General features: G+C 42.5%; 23 protein-coding genes. 6 read left to right on the top strand and 17 right to left on the bottom strand.

Annotated elements, in window-relative coordinates; translation table 11 throughout:
- The first annotated feature begins 123 nt into the window (after nt 1–123).
- Nucleotides 124–1116, top strand: coding sequence for a sugar phosphate nucleotidyltransferase (locus tag FSB73_RS12670; protein ID WP_146782722.1), 993 nt, complete (start codon nt 124–126; stop codon nt 1114–1116).
- An 80-nt stretch (nt 1117–1196) separates the two neighbouring features.
- Here the strand turns inward: FSB73_RS12670 and FSB73_RS12665 are convergent, their stop codons facing one another.
- Nucleotides 1197–1913 carry a glutamine amidotransferase-related protein gene (locus tag FSB73_RS12665; RefSeq protein WP_146782719.1) on the bottom strand — a complete coding sequence of 239 codons (717 nt, stop codon included), beginning with the start codon at nt 1911–1913 and terminating at the stop codon, nt 1197–1199.
- A gap of 114 nt (nt 1914–2027) precedes the next feature.
- Between FSB73_RS12665 and FSB73_RS12660 the strand changes: the two genes are divergently transcribed.
- From FSB73_RS12660 to rhuM, 3 genes are all read left to right on the top strand, one after another.
- Entirely contained in the window at nt 2028–3017 is a 990-nt protein-coding gene (locus FSB73_RS12660) for an aminodeoxychorismate synthase component I (RefSeq protein ID WP_146782716.1), read from the top strand.
- A complete protein-coding gene (locus FSB73_RS12655; protein WP_146782713.1) occupies nt 3001–3675 on the top strand; it encodes an aminotransferase class IV in 675 nt (224 codons plus the stop codon). The genes FSB73_RS12660 and FSB73_RS12655 overlap by 17 nt, the downstream gene beginning before the upstream one ends.
- A 451-nt stretch (nt 3676–4126) precedes the next feature.
- Nucleotides 4127–4270, top strand: coding sequence for a RhuM family protein (gene rhuM / locus FSB73_RS27620; RefSeq protein WP_394344848.1), 144 nt, complete (start codon nt 4127–4129; stop codon nt 4268–4270).
- 306 nt (nt 4271–4576) lie between these two features.
- Here the strand turns inward: rhuM and FSB73_RS26710 are convergent, their stop codons facing one another.
- The 8 genes from FSB73_RS26710 to FSB73_RS12620 form a co-directional block, all read right to left on the bottom strand.
- Nucleotides 4577–5350 carry a TPM domain-containing protein gene (locus FSB73_RS26710; RefSeq protein ID WP_146782707.1) on the bottom strand — a complete coding sequence of 258 codons (774 nt, stop codon included), beginning with the start codon at nt 5348–5350 and terminating at the stop codon, nt 4577–4579.
- A 73-nt stretch (nt 5351–5423) separates the two neighbouring features.
- Nucleotides 5424–5885 (bottom strand): TPM domain-containing protein, encoded by a 462-nt coding sequence (locus FSB73_RS12640; protein WP_146782704.1) that lies wholly within the window; start codon nt 5883–5885, stop codon nt 5424–5426.
- Nucleotides 5886–5957: 72 nt separating this feature from the next.
- On the bottom strand, nt 5958–6542 hold the full coding sequence (locus tag FSB73_RS12635) for a LemA family protein (RefSeq protein WP_146782701.1): 585 nt from the start codon (nt 6540–6542) through the stop codon (nt 5958–5960).
- 205 nt (nt 6543–6747) lie between these two features.
- Entirely contained in the window at nt 6748–8025 is a 1278-nt protein-coding gene (locus FSB73_RS12630; protein ID WP_317132795.1) for a glycine--tRNA ligase, read from the bottom strand.
- Nucleotides 8022–8195, bottom strand: coding sequence for a hypothetical protein (locus FSB73_RS27965; RefSeq protein WP_317132794.1), 174 nt, complete (start codon nt 8193–8195; stop codon nt 8022–8024). The genes FSB73_RS12630 and FSB73_RS27965 overlap by 4 nt, the downstream gene beginning before the upstream one ends.
- Nucleotides 8196–8335: 140 nt before the next feature.
- Nucleotides 8336–8458 (bottom strand): hypothetical protein, encoded by a 123-nt coding sequence (locus FSB73_RS26705; protein WP_262712323.1) that lies wholly within the window; start codon nt 8456–8458, stop codon nt 8336–8338.
- An 86-nt stretch (nt 8459–8544) separates the two neighbouring features.
- A complete protein-coding gene (locus FSB73_RS12625) occupies nt 8545–8967 on the bottom strand; it encodes a hypothetical protein (protein ID WP_146782697.1) in 423 nt (140 codons plus the stop codon).
- Between the two features lie 139 nt (nt 8968–9106).
- Complete coding sequence (locus FSB73_RS12620) at nt 9107–9784, bottom strand: glycosyltransferase family 4 protein (protein WP_146782694.1); 678 nt, start codon at nt 9782–9784, stop codon at nt 9107–9109.
- Between the two features lie 355 nt (nt 9785–10139).
- Here FSB73_RS12620 and metG point away from each other — a divergent pair, with 355 nt between their 5' ends.
- Nucleotides 10140–12293: a methionine--tRNA ligase gene (gene metG / locus FSB73_RS12615; RefSeq protein WP_146782691.1), complete on the top strand. Its 2154-nt coding sequence runs from the start codon at nt 10140–10142 to the stop codon at nt 12291–12293.
- A 153-nt stretch (nt 12294–12446) separates the two neighbouring features.
- Here the strand turns inward: metG and FSB73_RS12610 are convergent, their stop codons facing one another.
- The 8 genes from FSB73_RS12610 to infA form a co-directional block, all read right to left on the bottom strand.
- On the bottom strand, nt 12447–13025 hold the full coding sequence (locus FSB73_RS12610) for a DUF6580 family putative transport protein (RefSeq protein WP_146782687.1): 579 nt from the start codon (nt 13023–13025) through the stop codon (nt 12447–12449).
- A 219-nt stretch (nt 13026–13244) separates the two neighbouring features.
- Entirely contained in the window at nt 13245–13889 is a 645-nt protein-coding gene (gene rplQ, locus FSB73_RS27615) for a 50S ribosomal protein L17 (RefSeq protein ID WP_146782684.1), read from the bottom strand.
- Nucleotides 13890–13963: 74 nt separating this feature from the next.
- Nucleotides 13964–14962 carry a DNA-directed RNA polymerase subunit alpha gene (locus FSB73_RS12600; protein ID WP_146782681.1) on the bottom strand — a complete coding sequence of 333 codons (999 nt, stop codon included), beginning with the start codon at nt 14960–14962 and terminating at the stop codon, nt 13964–13966.
- A 116-nt stretch (nt 14963–15078) separates the two neighbouring features.
- The gene (gene rpsD, locus FSB73_RS12595) at nt 15079–15684 is read right to left on the bottom strand and encodes a 30S ribosomal protein S4 (RefSeq protein WP_146782678.1); all 606 of its coding nucleotides are present in this window, start codon (nt 15682–15684) and stop codon (nt 15079–15081) included.
- Between the two features lie 53 nt (nt 15685–15737).
- The gene (gene rpsK, locus FSB73_RS12590) at nt 15738–16223 is read right to left on the bottom strand and encodes a 30S ribosomal protein S11 (RefSeq protein WP_449371686.1); all 486 of its coding nucleotides are present in this window, start codon (nt 16221–16223) and stop codon (nt 15738–15740) included.
- Nucleotides 16224–16384: 161 nt separating this feature from the next.
- Nucleotides 16385–16765, bottom strand: coding sequence for a 30S ribosomal protein S13 (rpsM, locus tag FSB73_RS12585; RefSeq protein ID WP_146782675.1), 381 nt, complete (start codon nt 16763–16765; stop codon nt 16385–16387).
- A 32-nt stretch (nt 16766–16797) separates the two neighbouring features.
- On the bottom strand, nt 16798–16914 hold the full coding sequence (gene ykgO / locus FSB73_RS12580) for a type B 50S ribosomal protein L36 (protein ID WP_146782672.1): 117 nt from the start codon (nt 16912–16914) through the stop codon (nt 16798–16800).
- 110 nt (nt 16915–17024) lie between these two features.
- Nucleotides 17025–17243 carry a translation initiation factor IF-1 gene (gene infA, locus FSB73_RS12575; RefSeq protein ID WP_066208999.1) on the bottom strand — a complete coding sequence of 73 codons (219 nt, stop codon included), beginning with the start codon at nt 17241–17243 and terminating at the stop codon, nt 17025–17027.
- Between the two features lie 689 nt (nt 17244–17932).
- On the opposite strand from infA, the gene FSB73_RS12570 reads away from it, so the two are divergent.
- A complete protein-coding gene (locus FSB73_RS12570; RefSeq protein WP_146782668.1) occupies nt 17933–19600 on the top strand; it encodes a pyruvate dehydrogenase complex dihydrolipoamide acetyltransferase in 1668 nt (555 codons plus the stop codon).
- The last annotated feature ends 1433 nt before the right edge of the window (nt 19601–21033 follow it).

The raw sequence follows: 21033 nt of genomic DNA, 5'->3' as shown, positions 1-21033 counted from the left end.
GTGTAATTTGGGCGTGAATTTACTACATTCGTGCAAAATAGCGGTACAAATAGGTAAAATAATTATCTTACAATAACGACTATTCGTGCGTTTTAGGATAATCAACTACAGAAAAAACGTTTCATGAAAGCAATTATTCCGGTAGCCGGAACAGGTGCCAGACTTCGTCCTCATACGTATACACAGCCAAAGGCACTGCTGCCCCTGGCTGGCAAAACCATATTGAATTTTATCGTAGACCAGCTAAAAGATGCTGGTATTCAGGAATTTATATTTATCATTGGCTATTTAGGTGAAAAAATAGAGGAATATGTACAATATACCTACCCTGAACTAAATTGTCAATACGTTTTTCAGTCTTCAAGGATTGGTACCGGCCCTGCCATTGCACTCACCAGGGACCTTGTAGGGGATGATGAAGTCTTTATTGTCATGGGGGATACTATCTGTGATTTTGATATCAAATCCGTACTGGATAGTCCCTATTCCATGATTGGTGTTCAAAAGGTGGATGACCCCAGGGGATTTGGGGTGGCGGAGATCGGTAGAGACGGCTTTGTGGAACATTTGGTGGAGAAGCCCAAAATCCCCATGAGCAATACAGCGCTAGTGGGGTTGTATAAGATCAAAGAGACCGATATTATGTATGATTGTCTCTCCCATATCTTTTCCCAGAATATTACCACAGAAGGACAGTTTCACCTGACAGATGCCCTGCAGTGTATGATTCACCGGCAGGCCAAAATCCAGACTTTTAAGGTGAAACATTGGTATGATTGCGGCCGCAAAGAAACTTTACTTGAAACCAATGCGCTACTACTTAAGAAAATCGGCAATGAAATAGATCCCACGGCCCAGATCGAAAACGCCATTATTAAACCGCCCGTCAGTATAGGACCTGGCAGTCGGGTCTCCAATACCATTATCGGTCCACATGCCTCTATCGGTGCCAATACCGTCATAGAAGCCTCTGTGATCAGAGACTGCATAATCGGCTCTTTTTCTAATCTGCATGAGGTGGTACTGGATAATTCTCTGATCGGTAATGATGCCAGTGTAAAAGGACTCAGTAGAAATTTAAATATCGGGGATAATACAGAAATCGATTTTGGGTAACCCCCCGCAGTACCCACACAATTTACGCCCTTCTATTCAAAGCATGTCAATACTCCCCTATCCAATTGTCATTGAGGTCTCTATCGACTTTTAATGGACTCAATGCAATGAAGCCAGTTCAGCACAATTTGTAGGCCTCCAGGAGTCATAAAAGACTCCGGATGAAACTGCAATCCATAAACAGGCAAGCTTTTATGGCAGATAGCCATAACCACCTCGCGCGGATGTTCTTTATCAGCTGCTGGTAAAATCGCCGTGGCCAGTACGCTTAACGCTGGTACTGCCGACTGATTATCCATGCCCCAGGAATGATAGAGCCCTACTTTAATGGGGGTAGCTAAACCGTCAAAAAGGTGCATTGCTGAACAATTTTCCACGTTATTTACAATGTGTACTCCTGCGCCTGATTGAGATTGAGTTTCTGCCTGCGCCTGGGAGTCATTCTTAGTTTGAGTACCAGTCATTAACTTAGTTTCCGTGCCAAAAGGCGTATTAGTCCCTTTTGCACAGGACTCCCCCTTCAATAACAACGCTACCTGCCTGCCATGCTGAATATGGGAAAGATTATACAACCGGCCACCAAAGTACCGGACAATGGTCTGGAGCCCCAGGCAAATACCTAGTATAGGAACAGGCATTAGGGCGCCTTGCCTGCCTTCTGCTGCACAGAGCAGGAAGTCCAGTAGGCGCTTTACGGCAGGATAATCCTCCGGCAACCCGGGTCCGGGAGATAGGACCACCCCGTCATAGCCAAGGCATTCATAAAGATTTTTTGGGGCAACGCGTCTACGGACCAAACCTTTACGGACGTGACCTTCTTTCCTGCCCCTTCAAAAAGACCGGCAAGATTGTAGGTAAATGAGTCATTATGGTCAATTATTAATATTTTTGCGCCCACTGGAACTTATAGAATGATAACAAACGCAAAGGAAGTATTTTTTCAGCGGATAAATACGCTCTATCAGGCAAAAAAGCCATTTTTCTTTCTAACGGACTATGAAGGAAAGCAAATGGAAGTGACTGCCTTGGAGGAGCTGGATGAACATGTTTGTTTCCAGGCTCCCTACTTATCCTTTCCTAGTAGCAACCAACAGGCGTTTTTACTGCCGGATAAACCGCTACTTTGGCAAAAACACCCAATTTCCTTTGCAACCTATCAAAAATCGTTTAACCTTGTTAAAGAAGCACTCCAGCAAGGCAATACTTACCTGGTCAATCTGACCTGCAGTACACCGGTAGAGACTAATCATTCACTACTTGAACTCTACCAGCTGGGTCATGGTAAATACAAACTACTATATAGAGATCAATTTGTTCATTTTTCACCAGAGCCTTTTATACGGATAGCAGGTAATACCATCAGCAGCTATCCCATGAAAGGAACTATAGAGGAAGATGAATTAAATGCGGCAGATACCTTACGTGCAAGTGAAAAAGAAATTGCCGAACAGTATACCATCGTTGACCTGATTCGCAATGATCTTTTCCAGGTGGCCACCCAGGTAGAAGTAGCCAGTTTTAGGTACCTGGAAAAGCTAAAGACCAATCAAAAAGATCTATATACGGTGAGCTCTCATATTACAGGTAGCTTAAGACCTGCTTATCTGAATCACCCCGGAGACGTTTTAAAAGCCATGCTGCCCGCCGGATCCATTACCGGTGCCCCAAAAGCCTCCACCCAAAAGATCATCCGGCAGGCAGAAATCCATAACAGAAACTATTATACCGGGGTCTGGGGTTATTATAACGGAGAAATACTGGACTGTTGCGTTATTATCCGCTATTTGGAAAGTACGCCAGTTGGCTTTATCTTTAAAAGTGGCGGCGGGATTACTTCGCTTAGTGATCCTAAGGCTGAATATCAGGAAATGATCTCAAAAATATATGTACCCCTTCCTTGAATCCATACGACTCGAACACCAGAAATTGCACTTTATGCCCTTGCATGAAGCGCGATTTGTCCGTACCCAAAAAGATAACTGGGGCCGGGTAATCTATACGGATCTGCAAAAACTGATACAGCAAAGTCCTGGATTTCCCGGAGATAATACAGGTGCTAATCCAGGAGATAATCCAGGAGATAATCCAAACGATAACGCAAAAGTTCATCATAAATATAAATGCCGCGTTGTCTATAGCCAGACAGATATTAGCATTCAATTTATCCCTTATACCCCAAAAGTCATTCTACAGCTTAAAACGGTCACTCAGGATCCTATTGATTACCATTACAAATCCACCAACAGAAAAGTTTTTGAAATACTTACTAAGGGACTCGCTTCAGATACAGAAATCCTGATCTTTAAAAATGGATTACTGACGGACAGTAGCTTTTCCAACCTGGCATTATATGACGGAAATACCTGGTGGACCCCAAAATCGCCTTTATTGTCCGGGGTACACAGAAGGCACCTTTTGGACAACCACACGCTTAAAGAAGTTGATATTACCATGGCCGATCTTCCTTCTTTTCAAAAAATAAAACTTATCAATGCCATGATGGACTGGGAAGATACATGGCAATTGCCCATAACGGCCATAGAAGGGATATTGAAATAAGGGAATAATATTTACCGGCGTATTGCTTATTGCTGCATTGAAAAGGAGAAAACGTAAATCCTGCATTTTATTATTTCAGAAAAAAGACGATTCAGTAACATTGGTTTTAACAGCGGACTAAAATGCTCCCCCCAACTTGCATCAAAATTTCATTTTAGATGTGACGGGAAAAATGGAAGAAAGGGAGAATATAGGTAACAAATAATTTTTGGAGTAAAATAATGGCAGATATAACTATTTCTTTAGTTGGCAATAGCCTAATTACCGCATAAATTATCAAAACCTTTATATCAGCTGAGTTTAAAATATTTAAGACTTCAAGTGGCACGGATATTCAGGTTGTACTGGAGAATGATTCAGTATGGCTTGATGCTCATTTGATTGCAAAATTGTTTGACGTAAATAGTCCCGCAGTTGTTAAGCATATCCAGAAAATATATAATACTGGCGAATTTTACCATCTGCTTCAACCTGTTCCATAATGGAACAAATTGAAGCAGATGGTAAAATTCGCAAAATGTATCAATATAACTTGGATGTAATCATTTCGGTCGGATATCGCGCTAATTCCAGGAAAGCAACACAATTTCACTAATGGGCGACTGGTAGACTAAAATAATATCTGGTAGAAGGGGTTGCTATCAATCTATGGCGTTTGGCACAATTACAGCGAACGATTCAAATAATCCGTGGGACTGTAAGTTCTCCATTCCAATTGTTACGGTGGTAATTGTTACGACCGTAACAATTACCACCGTAACAATAACGACCATTTCCTCATTATCCATTGAAGGGGCGCTAAATTAAAATGCTGTTTTTGCAGAGCGTATCAAACGCTCCACAAAAACAGCATTTTGTTTTCTTTATTTTCTCGTTTTCTCGGCTTTTCAGCCTTATTCGACTACCATCCACCGCTGGCTCCGCCGCCACCACTGCTGCCGCCACCAAAACCTCCGAATCCGCCGCCGCCGAAGCCACCTCCGCCGCCACCAAATCCACCACCACCGAAGCCGCCGCTACCACCGCGGCCCATGGCACTGCCAAGGATCATCGGTAAAATGATATTGGACCAGCCGCCACGACTGGCAACGCCGCCCCCTCCACCTTTGCCCCCTTTAGAAGCAATAACAATAAAGATGACAATGGCCAGGATAATAAAAAATACAACAGCACTCCCTCCTGAATCATCAGAACGGTCACGTGCTACCTTGTATTCTCCGGCCGCCGCCTTTTCCAGTGAATTAATGGCCTGGTCAATACCCCGGTAATAGTTTTCCTGTCTAAAATTTGGGGCCAGGTCATTTTCAATAATGCTTTTAGATTGTACATCGGTTATAGCCCCTTCCAGCCCATAGCCTACTTCGATTTTTATCTTTTTATCATTAGCTGCAATAAGCAGTAAGACACCATTGTTGTTCTTTTTGCCTCCAATCCCCCAGGATCTGAATAGCTTAGTGGCATACTCCTCAATTGGATAGCCATTCAGCGTAGGGATAATGACGACACTAATCTGATTGGAAGTACTGTCATCGAAGGCAACCAGCTTATTTTCCAGGATCTCTGCCTGCTCCGGGATCAGAATCCCCGCCTTATCCACCAATAACCTCGGTGGATTAGGTACAGGTAATAATGCCACATCCTGTGCATAAGTATGAACACTTGCAAAAGTGACCATACACAGTAAGATCAATAATAAACTCCGAAATTTTGAAGGGAAAGAAAAAGACACGTATAAATATGTTTTAAAGCTATTTGCCATAGACAATATCGTCCGGCAGCTCGTTGATGTCATTTATTTTATCATAGGGGAAGGCGCTTTTTAGCGCATCCCCTATGGATAATATAATTAGTTTAAGTCCACTACCATAGGCCTGTTCACGAAAATGGTCTTTGACCTGCTGTAATTTCTGTTTCCAAAAATCAAGGCCTACTTTCTGGTGGATACCCTCATCGCCAAAGACCGCCAATTGCCGGTCTTTCATGGCCAGATATATCAGCACCCCGTTTCTGGAAGCTGTCTCGTACATGTGGAGTTCATCAAATACCTCTTTTGCTCTGTCAAGCGCATCTACATATTTGCAGCGCCCTTCAACATAGAGCCTGATCTCACCACTGGTGGCCGTTTCTGCCGTCTTGATGGCCTGAACAATTTCCGCTTGCTGTTCAACAGTAAAATATCCAGGGTCTTTTTTCTTATTAAATAAACTCATTACACAAGGTTTAATCCGCACCCGCCTGTTAATATAAATAACCAAAGGGTCTGCGGCTGACAGCTCAGCTGATTATTTAATATTAAAATTAATATCCGGTGCTTTCTCTGCACCTGCATCCGCTTTATAATAAGCCTTGGCATGGAAGCCAAAAAGACCGGAGAGTATATTTTTAGGGAAGGTTTTTACCGTCAGGTTATAGCTATTGACTGCCGCATTATAATCTCTGCGCGCAACATTAATCCTGTTTTCCGTACCCTCTATCTGAGTCTGGAAGTCCTGGAACGCTTTAGTCGTTTTCAGATCAGGATAGGCTTCAGAGACCGCCATCAACCGGCTAAATGCTCCTTGTAACTGTGCCTGTGCGGCCTGATATTTAGCCAGGCTTTCCGGATCATTGATATCCACCGTAACACTGGTGGCCTTTGAGCGCGCACTGATCACATCATTTAACGTTGATTTCTCAAAATTAGCAGAACCCTCAATGGTTTTAATAACACTGTTATATAGGTCTGTGCGGCGCTGGTAATTGGTTTCTACATTACTCCAGACTTGCTGTACCTGCTGATCCTGTTTGACCAGACCGTTATATCCATTACAGCCATAAACGCCTAAAATAATGGCGAGAACTACAATAATAATCCAACCTTTCTTCATGGGTTTTTAATTTTAAATGGTTCATTTTGGCTGCCATAAGCTTCAATTCAGGCAGCACAGTTTATTAAAAATAGGTTTTTTTGTGGGTTTTACCGAAAATTTCGGGCAATTTTTGTCAAATGGCCCGTAAATCTATTTTTACGGGCCATTTGAGCCATGGGCGGTACAAATAGCTCAACACTTTTTACCTGATTACCCTGTTATTTTATGCCATAGCGGCTTGTACAGTCTGGATCAGATCGTTTATAGCGATCCGTTGCTGCTCCATAGAATCCCGGTGGCGGATAGTAACCGTCTGATCCTCCAATGACTGATGATCCACGGTAACACAAAACGGTGTACCAATGGCATCCTGTCTGCGATAGCGCTTGCCGATGGCATCTTTCACCTCATAAAAACACCTGAACTGCTGGGCACATTTCTGGTAGATATCATGAGCCAGTTCGGGTAGCCCGTCCTTTTTGGTCAGTGGGAAAATGGCTAGTTTCACGGGTGCGATCTTAGGGGAAATATGCAGCACCACCCGCTGATCCGTAGAACCATCCTCTTTGGTGATTGTTTCCTCCTCATAGCTATTGGAGAGTATGGACAAAAACATACGGTCCAGACCAATGGAGGTCTCAACTACGTAAGGAACATAGTGCTTATTGATTTCTGTATCAAAATAAGTCAGTTTTTTACCGCTGAACTCCTGATGACGACTAAGGTCATAATCTGTACGGGAGTGAATGCCTTCCAGTTCCTTAAAACCAAAGGGGAATTCAAATTCAATGTCCACTGCGGCATTGGCATAATGCGCCAGTTTCACGTGATTGTGGAAACGTAATTTTTCTTTGGGCGTTCCAAGGCTTAAATGCCAGTCAAAACGGGTTTGTTTCCATTTTTCATACCACTCCAGTTCGGTGCCGGGGCGCACAAAAAACTGCATTTCCATTTGCTCAAATTCCCGCATTCGGAAGATAAACTGCCTGGCCACAATTTCATTTCTGAAGGCCTTGCCAGTCTGGGCAATCCCAAAAGGGATTTTCATGCGGGCAGTCTTTTGCACATTGAGGAAATTTACGAAAATGCCCTGCGCGGTTTCCGGTCGCAGGTAGATGGTATTAGCTTCCTCGGTTACTGACCCCAGCTGGGTATCAAACATCAGGTTAAACTGACGAATATCCGTCCAATTGGCCGTCTTACTGACGCTGCAGACAATCTTTTGATCATCCAGCAGTTGACGTAGACCAGTGTAATCATCAGCCGCCAGGAGTCTGTCCATTTCAGCGAGCAGCTGCTCTGCCGCCTCAGCCTCTCCGCCGCCTTTCAACTCCGCCGCCTTGGCCTCAATCAGGTGATCTACTCTATATCTTTTTTTGCTGTCTTTATTATCGATCATCGGGTCACTAAAGCTATCCACGTGACCACTCGCTTTCCAGGTGGTGGGATGCATAAAGATGGCTGCATCAATGCCTACGATATTCTCATGTAACTGGGTCATGGATTTCCACCAGTAATCACGGATATTTTTTTCAGCTCACTGCCATAAGGACCATAATCATATACGGCACTTAAGCCATCATAGATTTCTGAACTAGAGAAAACAAAACCGTATTCTTTTGCATGCGAAATAATCGCCTGGAATTTTCCTTCTTCTTGTTGGGTACTCATATGGCAAATATAATTAAGACTTCAAAACGAAGGCATCTTTTTGGTAAAAATTCGGATAGATCTGCCTCAATTTAGATAAACAAGTGCCGATGCACGGTTTATGGCTCACTAATCCAGGCAGTAGATCCTTTAACCTTTGACTATACCCCCTTAACTTCCACTGCCGCTTTTATTGTCAGCACCACTGCTGCATCCGCCTGTTTTAAAAAGCAATAAGCACTGGCTTTGATCCAGCTTGAATCCGCCCAGTGCTTATTATCCAATATTTTATACGCTAATGTAGATGAGAGCCATTCAGTCGGCGATACTTTTACAAGCCAGGCGACCGGCTCACGGCCTGCATCCTCAATTAGTGTACTTTTGAGTAAACGTGTTGATCATCGTGGTAATTTTCCTCAGTTTTCGTAAGCGTTGAGGACAAGTATTCATCAAGGGAGACTTTCTGGAGCTTTTCCTTCTTATTATTTTCTTTGGCCAGTTGTGCCAGTCTGAGCTGCTCCAGTTTTTTATTCCGGATTTTAATGGCTAAATATAGTAAACCAGTTGCCATTACTAATAATACACCGATCGCAATGGTGGCATTCCATCCCAAGGCTACCATGCCAATGGCTGCTGCCATAAAAAAGGTCGTAACCCCCACCAGCGTACCGGCTACCTGACTGGCATTCAAACCGATATCCAGTAGCACATGGTGCACATGGGTTCTGTCCGCATGAAAAGGAGAAAATCCTCTTAGAATCCTTGTGGTAAATACCCTAAAGGTATCATACACAGGAACAATAATCGCAGCCAGTGCAATAACTACCCCACCATTACCCCTTTAAATAATCCGCTCAAAGGAGAGGAAGCCGGAAGCAAGTTCATTTTAGAAACAAAGGAGATGGCCATTACCGAGGCCAGAAATCCAAGTATTAAGGATCCGGTATCCCCATAAAGATCTTTGCAGGGGCAATATTGTATCTTAAAAAGCCCGCTACCGCACCGGCAATGGTAAAGCATAGCATGGCAGAGCCGATATTTTTATTGATAGCGAAAAGCACTCCCAAAAAGGTAAACAGCAACATACTCAGGCTACCTGCTAATCCATCTACCCCATCAATCAAATTGAACGCATTGGTTACGAAGGTGATACCGACAACAGACAACAAAAAACTAACCAGGTAAGGTAATTGGTGAATCCCTAAAAACCCTTGCAGATTTTCCAGGCGGATCCCCGCCAGGTAGACCACGATAATGGCTGCTACCAGCTGGGCTAAGAATTTCTTATAAGGATCAATGGCGACCAGGTCGTCTTTAAGCCCGGTAACAAATAACAGGAAACTAGCACCCAAAATACAGTTCCAACCTGTAAAATAGAAACCGACATTAAAAATAGAAGCCACAAATATAAATGCAGAGAAAATACCGATTCCGCCCAGATTTGGGGTTACATTTACATGTTTTTTGCGGTGATCGGGTTTATCCAGCAGTCTTTTCTTTTTAGCAACAAAAATAATATTGGGTATGGAAAAAATAGTGATTCCCATAGCCAGCAGGAACATAGCGATGTATATATAGACTACAGATTGTGATAGGTCAAAATATTTCATGCAAAGTCTAATTAACGTAACTAAGGCAATATAATATATTAAAATACGCGCCTTCAGAGAATTGATAAAAACACAATTTACGTGCCGTATTTCCTTTTAAATCTCAATATACTACCTGCGGTAAGGGTCGAAAAATGTTGATATATGCAAAAATATACTAAATAACCCAAACACTTACAAAATTTTACAGAAATTGTGGCTTTTGAGCTTAACCTTATGTAACGGGCAAATGTACCAGTGCGCTACACCCCTTTAAATTTATTTAGCATAGAGAGCAATCCATTCTGCGATCAGCACCATGTATTTGGGTACTCCGGCAGATTGCAATACTTTTGTAGCATAATAAACACGTAGCATGAATTCAACCAAGCGTTATCTCATAACAGCGGCACTACCTTATGCCAATGGACTCAAACATATCGGTCATCTGGCGGGCGCTTATTTGCCCGCAGATATTTATGTGCGTTACCTCAGAGCCCAGCAAAGAGAAGTGCTTTTTGTCTGTGGCAGTGACGAACATGGGACTGCCATTCCCATCCAGGCCAAAAAGGAAGGTACTACTGCTCAAGCGATTATAGATAAATACCATCCCATTATCAAGCAGAATTTCAAGGATCTGCTCATTAGCTTTGACATCTATCACCGCACCTCCGCTCCCATTCACCATGAGACGGCCAGCGCCTTTTTTAAAAAGCTCAATGACCAGGGTGATCTGGAAATAAAAGAAAGCGAACAATATTATGATGAGCAGGCGGCTACCTTTTTAGCGGACCGCTTCATCCAGGGAACCTGCCCCAATTGTGGCTTTACGCAGGCTTTTGGAGATCAGTGTGAAAAATGCGGGACCAGTCTTAGTCCGGAACAGTTAATTGACCCGGTCAGCACACTTAGCGGTAATAAGCCGGTGAAAAAAAGCACTAAACACTGGTATCTTCCCCTTGACAAGCATGAAAGCTGGCTCAGACAGTGGATTTTAACCGAGCACAAAGATGATTGGAAGGGCAACGTACTGGGTCAGTGCAAGAGCTGGCTGGATGGCGGCCTGCAACCACGTGCCGTAACCCGGGATCTGGACTGGGGCGTAAAAGTGCCGGTTCCAGGCGCCGAGGGTAAGGTACTATATGTATGGTTTGATGCCCCCATCGGGTATATCAGCGCGACAAAGGCCTATTGCAAAGAACACGGAATGGACGCCGATATTCTTTGGAACGATAAAGATACCAAGCTAGTACACTTTATTGGAAAAGATAATATTGTTTTTCATTGTATTATCTTTCCCGTAATGCTCAAACTGCATAACAATATCCTGCCGGATAATGTTCCGGCCAATGAATTTGTCAATCTGGAAGGCGATAAGATGAGCACCAGTCGTAACTGGAAGCTGGAAATGCAGGATTATATCGATGATTTTATCAATAAAGAAAATGGTGGTCCTGCCATGGCTGATGTATTGAGGTACTATCTGACGACCATTATGCCGGAATCCAAAGACAGTGAGTTCACCTGGAAGGGATTTCAGGATGCCAATAACAGTGAACTGGTAGCTATATTCGGCAACTTTGTTAACCGGAGCTTTGTGCTGATGCATAAACTCTGTAAAGGCAAAGTCCCCCCTTTGCATGCCACACGCCTGGACAGCAAGGATCAACAATTGATCAAAGACATTGAAGATGCTAAAATCAAAATTGAACAAAGTATTGAACATTATAAGTTCCGTGAAGCTTTATTTGAGGTGATTGATCTGGCCCGTAAAGGCAATCGCTATATGCAGGAAAAAGAGCCATGGATTGTAGCTAAGACGCTGGAAGAAAATCCTTTAAATCAACAACTGATTGACAATTGCCTGCACCTTTGCCTGCAACTGACGGCTAACCTGGCTATTTTCATTAATCCGTTTTTGCCCCAGACAGCCCAAAGGCTTTGTCATATGATGAAGGTGGTGGATAAAATGCTGGAATGGAAAAACGGCGGTCGTATTAAGCTACTCAGCGTAGGCTACAGCCTTCGCGCCCCTGAGTTACTGTTCCGCAAAATTGAAGACAGCGAGATTCAGCAACAGCTCGAAAAATTAAAAGCAGGTGCTGCTAAGGCAGATGCAGCCAAGGCAAAAACCGAGGCGGCATTAACTGGTGATAATAAGCAACCATTAAGCCAGGAGCCGACAGTTCCCTCTGACAGCAAGGCTGAAATCCAGTTTGATGATTTTGCCAAGATTGACCTTAGAGTGGGTACCATAAAAACCGCTGAACGCATCCCCAAAGCAGACAAACTTCTAAAACTGGAAGTGGATATGGGAGAGGAAGTGCGTACCATTTGCTCTGGTATAGCGCAGCATTTTACACCAGAGGAGATCATAGGTAAACAAGTAACCGTGGTGGCCAATCTGGCGCCCCGCAAAATGCGCGGGATCGAAAGTAATGGTATGATTCTCATGAGCGAAGACCACACAGGAAAACTGGTATTTGTTGGTCCCGATAGCCTGGTTCCAAATGGGAAAACTGTAAATTAGGGTAAATAAGCGATCCCTTGCGGAATTTAGCCGGGGAAGGGACACAATACTCTAAAACCAATTTTAAAAGCCAAAAGCGCTAAGCAATGTAAATTTGCTTAGCGCTTTTGGCTTTACTGCAGCTTATTTGTACAAACAAACAGTCAATTAATATCAAACATGTTCAAAACTGCCGGCCGCAGTACGGCTTTTACTTTGATAAAGTTCATAAGCCCCGAATAGAACCGCAGAAAACACCAAAGTAGACAGCAGACTAAAAGGAAAATAAAAAGGAAAACCGGCAATATAACAGGCTTTAAGTCCCGCTGTTGTCATCGGATAAAATCCGGCAAATGCCCAAACTCCGAGATTGGATAAAAGGAAAAACACCGTTGGCGCAATCAGCGAGGCAAGACCAACGGATAATAGACCTGGTTTTTTGATCCCAAACCCTATAAAGGTCAATAAAGCAAAAAGGACATAATTCAATAGCTGGCCATCATAAAAGCCAGGCGTTGTCCAGGCACCCATTTTATACAATAGCTGTATTAATACATCGCAGATAAAAAAACTGAGTAGCGGTAATAAAAAGGCATATTTCTTATCCTTTTTAAAGATGGCTCCGCCAAAGATAGCCATGGCATACATCGGCGTGACGCCGTATATTCCAGCAGGCATAGGGATCAACCGCATGACAACAGCCAGGGTGATCAAGAGGCCAAAACAGATCATTACCTTTGATTTCTTTTCCACGGGTACAATATATTTTTATGATGTTCCACAAAATTAGCAACAATTCAAGGGAATCCCAAGATTTCTTTGTGGTGGGCTCAATAATCACCCGGTAAAACCTCAAAAAGGAATAAAAAAACCTCCACTAAATAGGTTTCTATTTTAGCGGAGGTTCTTTTTATACCTTTTCTAATGTTTACAACACAACAATCATTCTATTGCAGTTGCAGACAGTAGTGCTTATTTTGCTGCTTCTTCAGTTGACTCGCCAGCTGCATCGTCTGCTTTAGGCGCTTCAGCTTCAATAGCAGGTGCTTCAGGTGCTGATTCAGCCACTGGAGCCTCTGGAGCCTTTTCTTCTACAACTTCCACATCTTCAATAGCAGATGCTGTTGTTGGTTCAGCGCTTGCAGTAGTAGCATCAGTTGCTTTCTTTGCAGCGCTGCGGCTACGACGGGTTCTCTTGGCTGCTTCCTGGTTTTCACCAGCTGCAGCTGATTTGCCGTATACTTCATTGAAGTCTACCAGTTCGATCATTGCCTTTTCGCCATTGTCACCAGGACGGATGCCCAATTTGATGATGCGGGTATAACCACCTGGACGATCACCGATTTTAGGGCCAACCACAGTGAAAAGTTCTTTCACCGCTGTCTTATTCTGCAAAAAAGAGAATACCAGACGGTGGTTGTGACTGATCTGCGCTTCAGAAGCGTTCTTCTTTGTCTTTGTAATCAATGGTTCTACATATTTACGCAGTTCCTTTGCTTTTGCAAGCGTGGTTACAATTCTCTTATGTGTAATCAGCTGGGCAGCCAGATTAGAAAGAAGGGCATCTCTGTGCGCTTTTTTGCGACCTAAATTGTTTTGTTTATCTCCGTGACGCATTTTTGTTGAATTTTATACTTACACCGTGTCAAGGAATGTAAGCACCGGCCTTTATTGGCCTATGTGATAAAAAATTAATCGTTTACTTCTACACCCATACGAATGAGATCCATGCCAAATTGCAGGCCTCTTTCGTGTAACACCTGTTCGATCTCGGTGAGTGATTTCTGTCCGAAGTTGCGGAATTTCATCAGATCTTCCTGTTCGTATTGAACCAGTTCACTGAGAGAGTTGATCTTAGCTGCTTTCAGGCAGTTAAAGGCACGAACGGAAAGATCCAGATCTTCCAGCGGCGTCTTTAATACCTTACGCAATTGCAGCACAGTTTCATCGACCACATCTTCTTTCTTATCCTCTTTGCTGTCAAAGGTGATGTTTTCATCTGTGATGATCATTAAGTGCTGGATCATTATGCGAGAAGCTTGTTTAACAGCATCTTCGGGATGAATGGTACCGTCTGTAGTGACATCCAGTAACATTTTTTCGTAGTCAGTGCGCTGTTCAACACGGTAGTTTTCAATAGCGACCTTTACATTCTTGATCGGGGTATGAATAGAGTCGATGGCGATGTAACCAAAGGGTGCATCTTTCACCTTGTTCTCTTCAGAGGGAACATAACCGCGGCCTTTGGCAATGGTTAGTTCGATATCCAGTTTTGCGGATGGATCCAGAACACATAAAACGAGTTCAGGGTTCATCACTTCAAAATTAGGAGTGGCTTCACCGATATTACCGGCGGTAAACTCAGGTTTGCCCTTGATGGACAAAACGACCTTTTCAGGACCCAGGTCCTGATCTACCGTCTTTTTAAAGCGTACCTGTTTCAGGTTCAGAATCAATTCTGTTACGTCTTCTGTAACACCAGGGATAGTCGCAAACTCATGGTCTACGCCATCAATTTTGATTCCTACAATCGCATAACCTTCCAGAGAGCTTAACAGGACTCTGCGCAGTGCGTTACCGATCGTTAAACCAAAACCGGGCTCCAGCGGACGAAATTCAAATTTACCATCGAAATCATTAGCCTTCTGCAATACGATTTTGTCTGGTTTCTGAAAGTTTAATATTGCCATATTAAAACTTGATTTTATTGAGCTTTCGGGCTTTATGGAAAAGCCCGAAAGATATTTGTTTTAGAAAAGATTGTGCGAATATAAAGAAATGGTTCCAAAACCATTTCTGCTGTCCGTTATTTAGAGTACAACTCTACGATCAGCTGTTCTTTGATGTTCTCAGGAACGCTCTCTCTTTCCGGGAAGGTAATGAATGTACCTTTCTTTTCTGCTTCGTTCCAGTCTAACCAACTGAATTTAGGGTTTTTACCACGGATCTGGGAGGTCAGAGAAGCATTGGCTTCACTTTTTTCTTTCAGACCGATGATATCGCCTGGTTTCAGACGGTAAGAAGGGATATTTACAACATCTCCGTTAACAGTGACATGCTTGTGGCTCACCAGCTGACGGGCAGCAGGACGAGAAGCAGCCAGGCCTAAACGATAAACGGTGTTATCCAGACGAGCTTCCAGTAATTTGATCAGGTTTTCACCAGTGATTCCTTTCAGACGGTTCGCGTCATCGAAAGTATTACGGAACTGACGTTCTAATACACCATAAGTGTATTTAGCCTTCTGTTTTTCTTTTAACTGTGTAGCATATTCACCCAGTTGCTTGCGTTTACGGTTTGCACCGTGCTGACCGGGAGGGTTAGGGTTTTTTCCTAAATACTTACCATTACCTAAAATAGGTTCGCCGAACATACGGCAGATCTTGGTTTTTGGACCAGTGTAACGAGCCATAAAATTTTACTTGTTTTGTGATTTTTTAATGACGATGTGTTATCTGTAAAAATCTAAAATGAATAGCACACCCTATGATTAGAATAAGAAACAGAAGCCTGTATTACCAGGCTTCTGCTTAATAATATAATTCGATTATACTCTTCTCTTTTTAGGAGGACGGCAACCATTATGTGGTAATGGTGTGATGTCTTTGATAATATTGATCTCAATGCCGTTCTGAGACAAAGAGCGAATAGCCCTTCTCTTCCTGAACCAGGACCTTTTACATATACATCAACCTTTCTTAAGCCAGCATCTACTGCTACTTTAGCTGCATCTGCAGCTGCAGTCTGCGCAGCGTAGGGTGTGTTCTTTTTAGAACCACGGAACCCCATTTTACCTGCAGAAGACCAGGAGATAACCTGTCCCTGTTTGTTGGTAAGGGCGATGATAATGTTGTTGAATGTTGCACTGATATGTGCATCACCATGCGCATCCACTTTTACGATTCTTTTTTTCGCAGCGGCTTTTGCACTTTGCTGTTTTCCTTTTGCCATTTTTTTTGTTTGTAGGTAGTCTTCTAAAATGATTGCCCCTCCTATCAGTGCCTTAATCTTACTGATCTGGCCCTAATTATCCGGTGGCTTTTTTATAAACACAAAATTTCAAATCCCAAACAGAGATAAAATCCGTTTGAGATTTGAAAAAAAGTTGAATATTATTTCTTAGGCGCCTTTTTCTTACCGGCCACGGTTTTACGCTTACCTTTACGGGTACGGCTGTTGGTACGGGTACGTTGACCACGTAAAGGTAATCCCTTACGATGACGCAGACCACGGTAACAAGCAATATCTAAAAGGCGTTTAATGTTCATCTGAACTTCACTACGCAACGCACCTTCTACTTTGATTTCGTTAGTGATGATGTTACGAATAGCAGTTTGCTCTTCATCATTCCACTCATTGACCTTCTTGTTGGGGTCAATACCTGCAGTGTTCAGAATATATTGAGCTGTTGAACGACCAATACCAAAAATATAGGTCAATCCGATTTCGCCTCTTTTATTTTTTGGTAAATCTATACCGGCAATACGAGCCATAAATTAATTAAGAATTAAAAATTAAAAAAATCTTATCCCTGACGTTGTTTAAATCTGGGATTCTTTTTGTTAATAATGTAAAGCTTACCCTTCCTGCGAACAATTTTGCAGTCGACGCTACGCTTTTTGACAGATGCTCTAACTTTCATTAGTGTTTTTATTTACAATTTTCTAAAACCCTTTTTATTTGCCGGATTTGCTTTTAAAAAGCTTGCCGGGTATATTGTCCAAAGGAAATCCTTTGGCTTTTATCGGACTGCTATTTATACCGGAATATAATCCGGCCCCTGGATAGATCATAAGGGCTCATTTCCACCCCCACTTTATCTCCGGGTAGAATACGTATATAGTGCATTCTCATCTTTCCCGAAATGGTAGCTAAAATCTCGTGCCCGTTTTCTAACTTAACCCTAAACATTGCGTTGCTTAGCGCTTCGAGAATTACTCCATCCTGTTTTATAAGTGGTTGTTTCGCCATACTATTTTTGGGAGCGCAAAGATACAATTAATAGGTGGAATAATAAAAATTTATTCCTCAAAATATTTGCATCCAGCGCAAGTTCTTGAATTTCAAGCGCAAATTTAGGGCATAAATTGCAAAGATTAAAATTAATTTAAGATTAATTTTAGAACTTATCCTCATCAGCCAATCGCCTTCACTGGTGTTACCGCCCTGCATATCTATTTGTTTATCAAAACCAGAGGGATTTACCCTGGGGTTTACCCTGGCACTGACAATTTAGCCTATAATATATATAATAGTACAAAAAAGAACAAGCGCGGTGATCAACCCTGCTTAGCTTCACCTGAAAATCTAAAAACGAAGCAATACCAACCAGGAATTGCCCCCTTACAATCAATACGAATTGCCCCCTATCATTGATGAGGTTGGTCCAAGGCTTGGCGAGTCCCGTGCAACTTATCCCCGGATTTTGCATTACGATTAGCTAAACAAGCTCATTATCAATGTAAATCTGAACGATTCAAATTTACATTGATGAAATTCAATTAGATAAAACCTAGGCAATACGGCTGATTTTTCAATTTAACCCATTAATTTTGCTCCGGCGTTTGCATCTACATCTTTTTGATGTAATTTCACGCCCTCATTATTAAGCAAAAAGACGGGCAGGTAATCTATCTGCACGATTGAAAAATGATACTATTATGGCCGAAGTGATTAAAATGCCGCGATTAAGCGACACCATGACCGAAGGAGTTATTGCCGCCTGGCATAAGAAAGTGGGTGACCCTGTAAAAAAAGGCGACCTGTTGGCTGAGATTGAAACAGATAAAGCCACCATGGAGCTGGAAAGCTATAAAGAAGGCACCCTATTATTTGTAGGTGGCCCGGACGGCAGCAAATTACAAGTGGATGATTTACTGGCCATTATAGGAAAGGAAGGGGAAGATATCAGTGCATTAACCAGTGGTGGTTCTGCGCCTGCTCAGCCAGCAGCTGAAGCGCCCAAAGAAGCAGCGACAGCACCTGCTGCACAGCAAAATCAGGCAGCACCCGCTGCTGCGTCTGCTGCACCTGCACTGGACCTGGCCAATATGGAGGAAGTTGTTTTGATGCCCCGTCTAAGTGATACGATGACGGAAGGTGTGATTGCTTCCTGGCAGAAAAATGTTGGAGACGACGTGAAAAAAGGCGATGTACTCGCTGAAATAGAAACAGATAAGGCTACCATGGAGCTGGAAAGCTACAAGGATGGTAAATTATTATATCAGGGTGCACCTGCTGGAGATAAAATTGAAGTAAATCACCTACTGGCCATCATTGGGGGTGATGGTGTAGACGTTGACGCCATTGTCAAAGCTGCCAAAAGCAGTGAAGGCGGACAAGCGGCACCTGCAGCTGAAAACGCAGCAACTGCCCCTAAAGCAGCAGAAGAAGCAACAGCAGCCCCGGCGGCTCAGACGGCGCCAGCCGCTCCTGCATTACAGGAAGTGGTGAATGAAGGCCGCATTTTTGCCTCTCCACTGGCCAAAAAGCTAGCAGAAGAAAAAGGCGTTGACCTTAAATACGTAAAAGGATCTGGTGATAATGGCAGAATCGTCAGAAATGACGTTGAAAATTATACGCCTGCCGCTACTACCGCTACCGCGTCCGCTTCTACGGCAGCTGCTGCACAAGTGCCAGCCGGACAGGAATCTTTTGAAGAACTACCGGTTTCCCAGATGCGTAAAGTCATTGCGCGCCGTCTGGCAGAAAGCAAGTATTCCGCACCGCATTTTTACCTGACCATGGCTATTAATATGGACGCAGCTGTTGCAGCCCGTCCTAAACTCAATAAAGAAGGTCAGCCTAAAATCAGTTTTAATGATATCGTGCTCAAGGCGGTTGCCGTAGCACTTAAAAAGCATCCTGCTGTTAACAGTAGCTGGTTGGGCGATAAAATCCGCATCAACCATCACGTAAATATCGGGGTTGCCGTAGCCGTGGAAGATGGCTTGCTGGTACCAGTTGTACGTTTTGCGGATACTAAACCGTTGACGGTGATTTCTCAGGAAGTAAAGACTTTCGCTAAAAAGGCAAAAGACAAAAAACTGCAACCTTCTGATTGGGAAGGCAGCACCTTTACCGTAAGCAATCTGGGTATGTTTGGTATCGATCAGTTTACTGGTATTATTAATCCACCGGATGCCTGTATTCTGGCTGTAGGCGGTATCTCTCAGGAACCAATTGTGAAAGACGGACAGATCGTGGTAGGTAATATCATGAAAGTAACACTTAGCTGCGACCACCGTGTCGTAGACGGTGCTTCAGGCTCTGCTTTCTTACAGACCCTGAAAGAGTTGCTGGAAGAACCTTTAAGAATGCTGCTGTAATCTGCAGTATTCGTTCTATAAGATATAAGTAAAATCCCTCTGTACAATTAAAAAGTACAGGGGGATTTTATTTAAGCTTAAGCGCAAATATGCATCTAAATATGGTTCTCTATTTTTAGTCTCTGTATTCCCCAATAACCTTTCAGCTTATTTAAATAAGATATCCATTTGAAGATCATTTTGGACCATTGATGAACCGTAGCTATTTGATATGAGGCCAAAGGTTGTAATAAGGGTGAGATATAAGGCTGACTTAGTCTTTGTTTGTTCCTTAAATACCTCAATTTTTGTTGCTAGTGAATCTGCGTTTTATACATTTAGCAAATTATAGGCTTATATTTTGCTAAATGTGGCATTTTTTTATAGTTATAGCTAATTATACAGTTATAATTAGCTAAATGTCGAATAAAATAGTAGATTTAGCCAAATATGACGCTTTAAATATGAGGGGCACAGCAACTATGCAAGCCTAAAATGTCAACATCCCAGGGTTAAAATAAAGCTGACGTCCCTATACTATTACACCGGACGGGTACAGGTAAAATAACACAGCCGATGTTAGGATGATGTGGACAACCATAGGGTGCAAAATCCTGTTAGGCATATTATTAGAGCAGTCCCAGTAATATTAATAGGCACCATACCATGCAATATTGTTAGGCAGTTGTCAAAATACATATCAAGGTGTTCTAATATCTATCATGCTGTGGCAGAAGCGGCCCCATTTTTGTCTAAAAATAAATAATCCTATATAATAGGTGAAGAAATTGGACCATAAAGTGTGATATTATTTGGCCTTGCTAAAAATATTGGTCCCCCATCTACGTGCTCATTATCCAGTTTACGAATAAATCATAATAAAATACGGCAGAAGGTAGTTGGTGAAAAAAGCAATTAGCGAAAAGATTGAATTTTCCACCTCAACAATGCAGGCTCGTCTATGGTTATAAAAGTAGAATTTGATCTTTGCATGACAATTCTGGCCAATAATATTTATAAAATATACGGAACGCATCTTGACGCATACAACCATAAAAAAGCAAACAGGAGATATAATACATTTACTGCTAATAATAGACAGCAATTCAGAGTCAAATTTCTTTTTACTGGTAGCGTAGCTTTCAGAGGTCGGTAAAAATATTTTTCGCACTAATTTTATTTTGTTTCTTTGTATGGTCAGCAAATCGCAATGGCAGGGCTAGGCGTGTAAATTATGCATTAAAATAAAATATTATATAATAGACACAGCATCGCCTAGGCGATGCCTCAATATTCTCCATAATTTTTATTGTTTATCAACATTCAGTTGACAGCCCGTTCCCTAGACGGGCCTTTTTTTACGTTAAGAGCTGCTACAAATATACAATATATATAAATTATAAACAAATAATAATCATTTAATTACAATTTTTCTTCACTGTTTTTGGCACTTT

Source organism: Arachidicoccus ginsenosidivorans (genome assembly GCF_007971385.1).
Taxonomy (GTDB): domain Bacteria; phylum Bacteroidota; class Bacteroidia; order Chitinophagales; family Chitinophagaceae; genus Arachidicoccus; species Arachidicoccus ginsenosidivorans.
This window is presented reverse-complemented; position numbering and strand designations above follow the sequence as displayed.

Excerpts from the sequence above, each read along its gene's own strand:
- FSB73_RS12670 (WP_146782722.1), top strand. The coding sequence starts at position 124 with ATGAAAGCAATTATTCCGGTAGCCGGAACAGGTGCCAGACTTCGTCCT.
- FSB73_RS12660 (WP_146782716.1), top strand. The coding sequence starts at position 2,028 with ATGATAACAAACGCAAAGGAAGTATTTTTTCAGCGGATAAATACGCTC.
- FSB73_RS12655 (WP_146782713.1), top strand. The coding sequence starts at position 3,001 with ATGTACCCCTTCCTTGAATCCATACGACTCGAACACCAGAAATTGCAC.
- FSB73_RS26710 (WP_146782707.1), bottom strand. The coding sequence starts at position 5,350 with ATGGTCACTTTTGCAAGTGTTCATACTTATGCACAGGATGTGGCATTA.
- FSB73_RS12640 (WP_146782704.1), bottom strand. The coding sequence starts at position 5,885 with ATGAGTTTATTTAATAAGAAAAAAGACCCTGGATATTTTACTGTTGAA.
- FSB73_RS12635 (WP_146782701.1), bottom strand. The coding sequence starts at position 6,542 with ATGAAGAAAGGTTGGATTATTATTGTAGTTCTCGCCATTATTTTAGGC.
- FSB73_RS12630 (WP_317132795.1), bottom strand. The coding sequence starts at position 8,025 with ATGACCCAGTTACATGAGAATATCGTAGGCATTGATGCAGCCATCTTT.
- FSB73_RS27965 (WP_317132794.1), bottom strand. The coding sequence starts at position 8,195 with ATGAGTACCCAACAAGAAGAAGGAAAATTCCAGGCGATTATTTCGCAT.
- FSB73_RS12620 (WP_146782694.1), bottom strand. The coding sequence starts at position 9,784 with ATGAAATATTTTGACCTATCACAATCTGTAGTCTATATATACATCGCT.
- metG (WP_146782691.1), top strand. The coding sequence starts at position 10,140 with ATGAATTCAACCAAGCGTTATCTCATAACAGCGGCACTACCTTATGCC.
- rplQ (WP_146782684.1), bottom strand. The coding sequence starts at position 13,889 with ATGCGTCACGGAGATAAACAAAACAATTTAGGTCGCAAAAAAGCGCAC.
- FSB73_RS12600 (WP_146782681.1), bottom strand. The coding sequence starts at position 14,962 with ATGGCAATATTAAACTTTCAGAAACCAGACAAAATCGTATTGCAGAAG.
- rpsD (WP_146782678.1), bottom strand. The coding sequence starts at position 15,684 with ATGGCTCGTTACACTGGTCCAAAAACCAAGATCTGCCGTATGTTCGGC.
- rpsK (WP_449371686.1), bottom strand. The coding sequence starts at position 16,223 with ATGGCAAAAGGAAAACAGCAAAGTGCAAAAGCCGCTGCGAAAAAAAGA.
- rpsM (WP_146782675.1), bottom strand. The coding sequence starts at position 16,765 with ATGGCTCGTATTGCCGGTATAGATTTACCAAAAAATAAAAGAGGCGAA.
- ykgO (WP_146782672.1), bottom strand. The coding sequence starts at position 16,914 with ATGAAAGTTAGAGCATCTGTCAAAAAGCGTAGCGTCGACTGCAAAATT.
- infA (WP_066208999.1), bottom strand. The coding sequence starts at position 17,243 with ATGGCGAAACAACCACTTATAAAACAGGATGGAGTAATTCTCGAAGCG.
- FSB73_RS12570 (WP_146782668.1), top strand. The coding sequence starts at position 17,933 with ATGGCCGAAGTGATTAAAATGCCGCGATTAAGCGACACCATGACCGAA.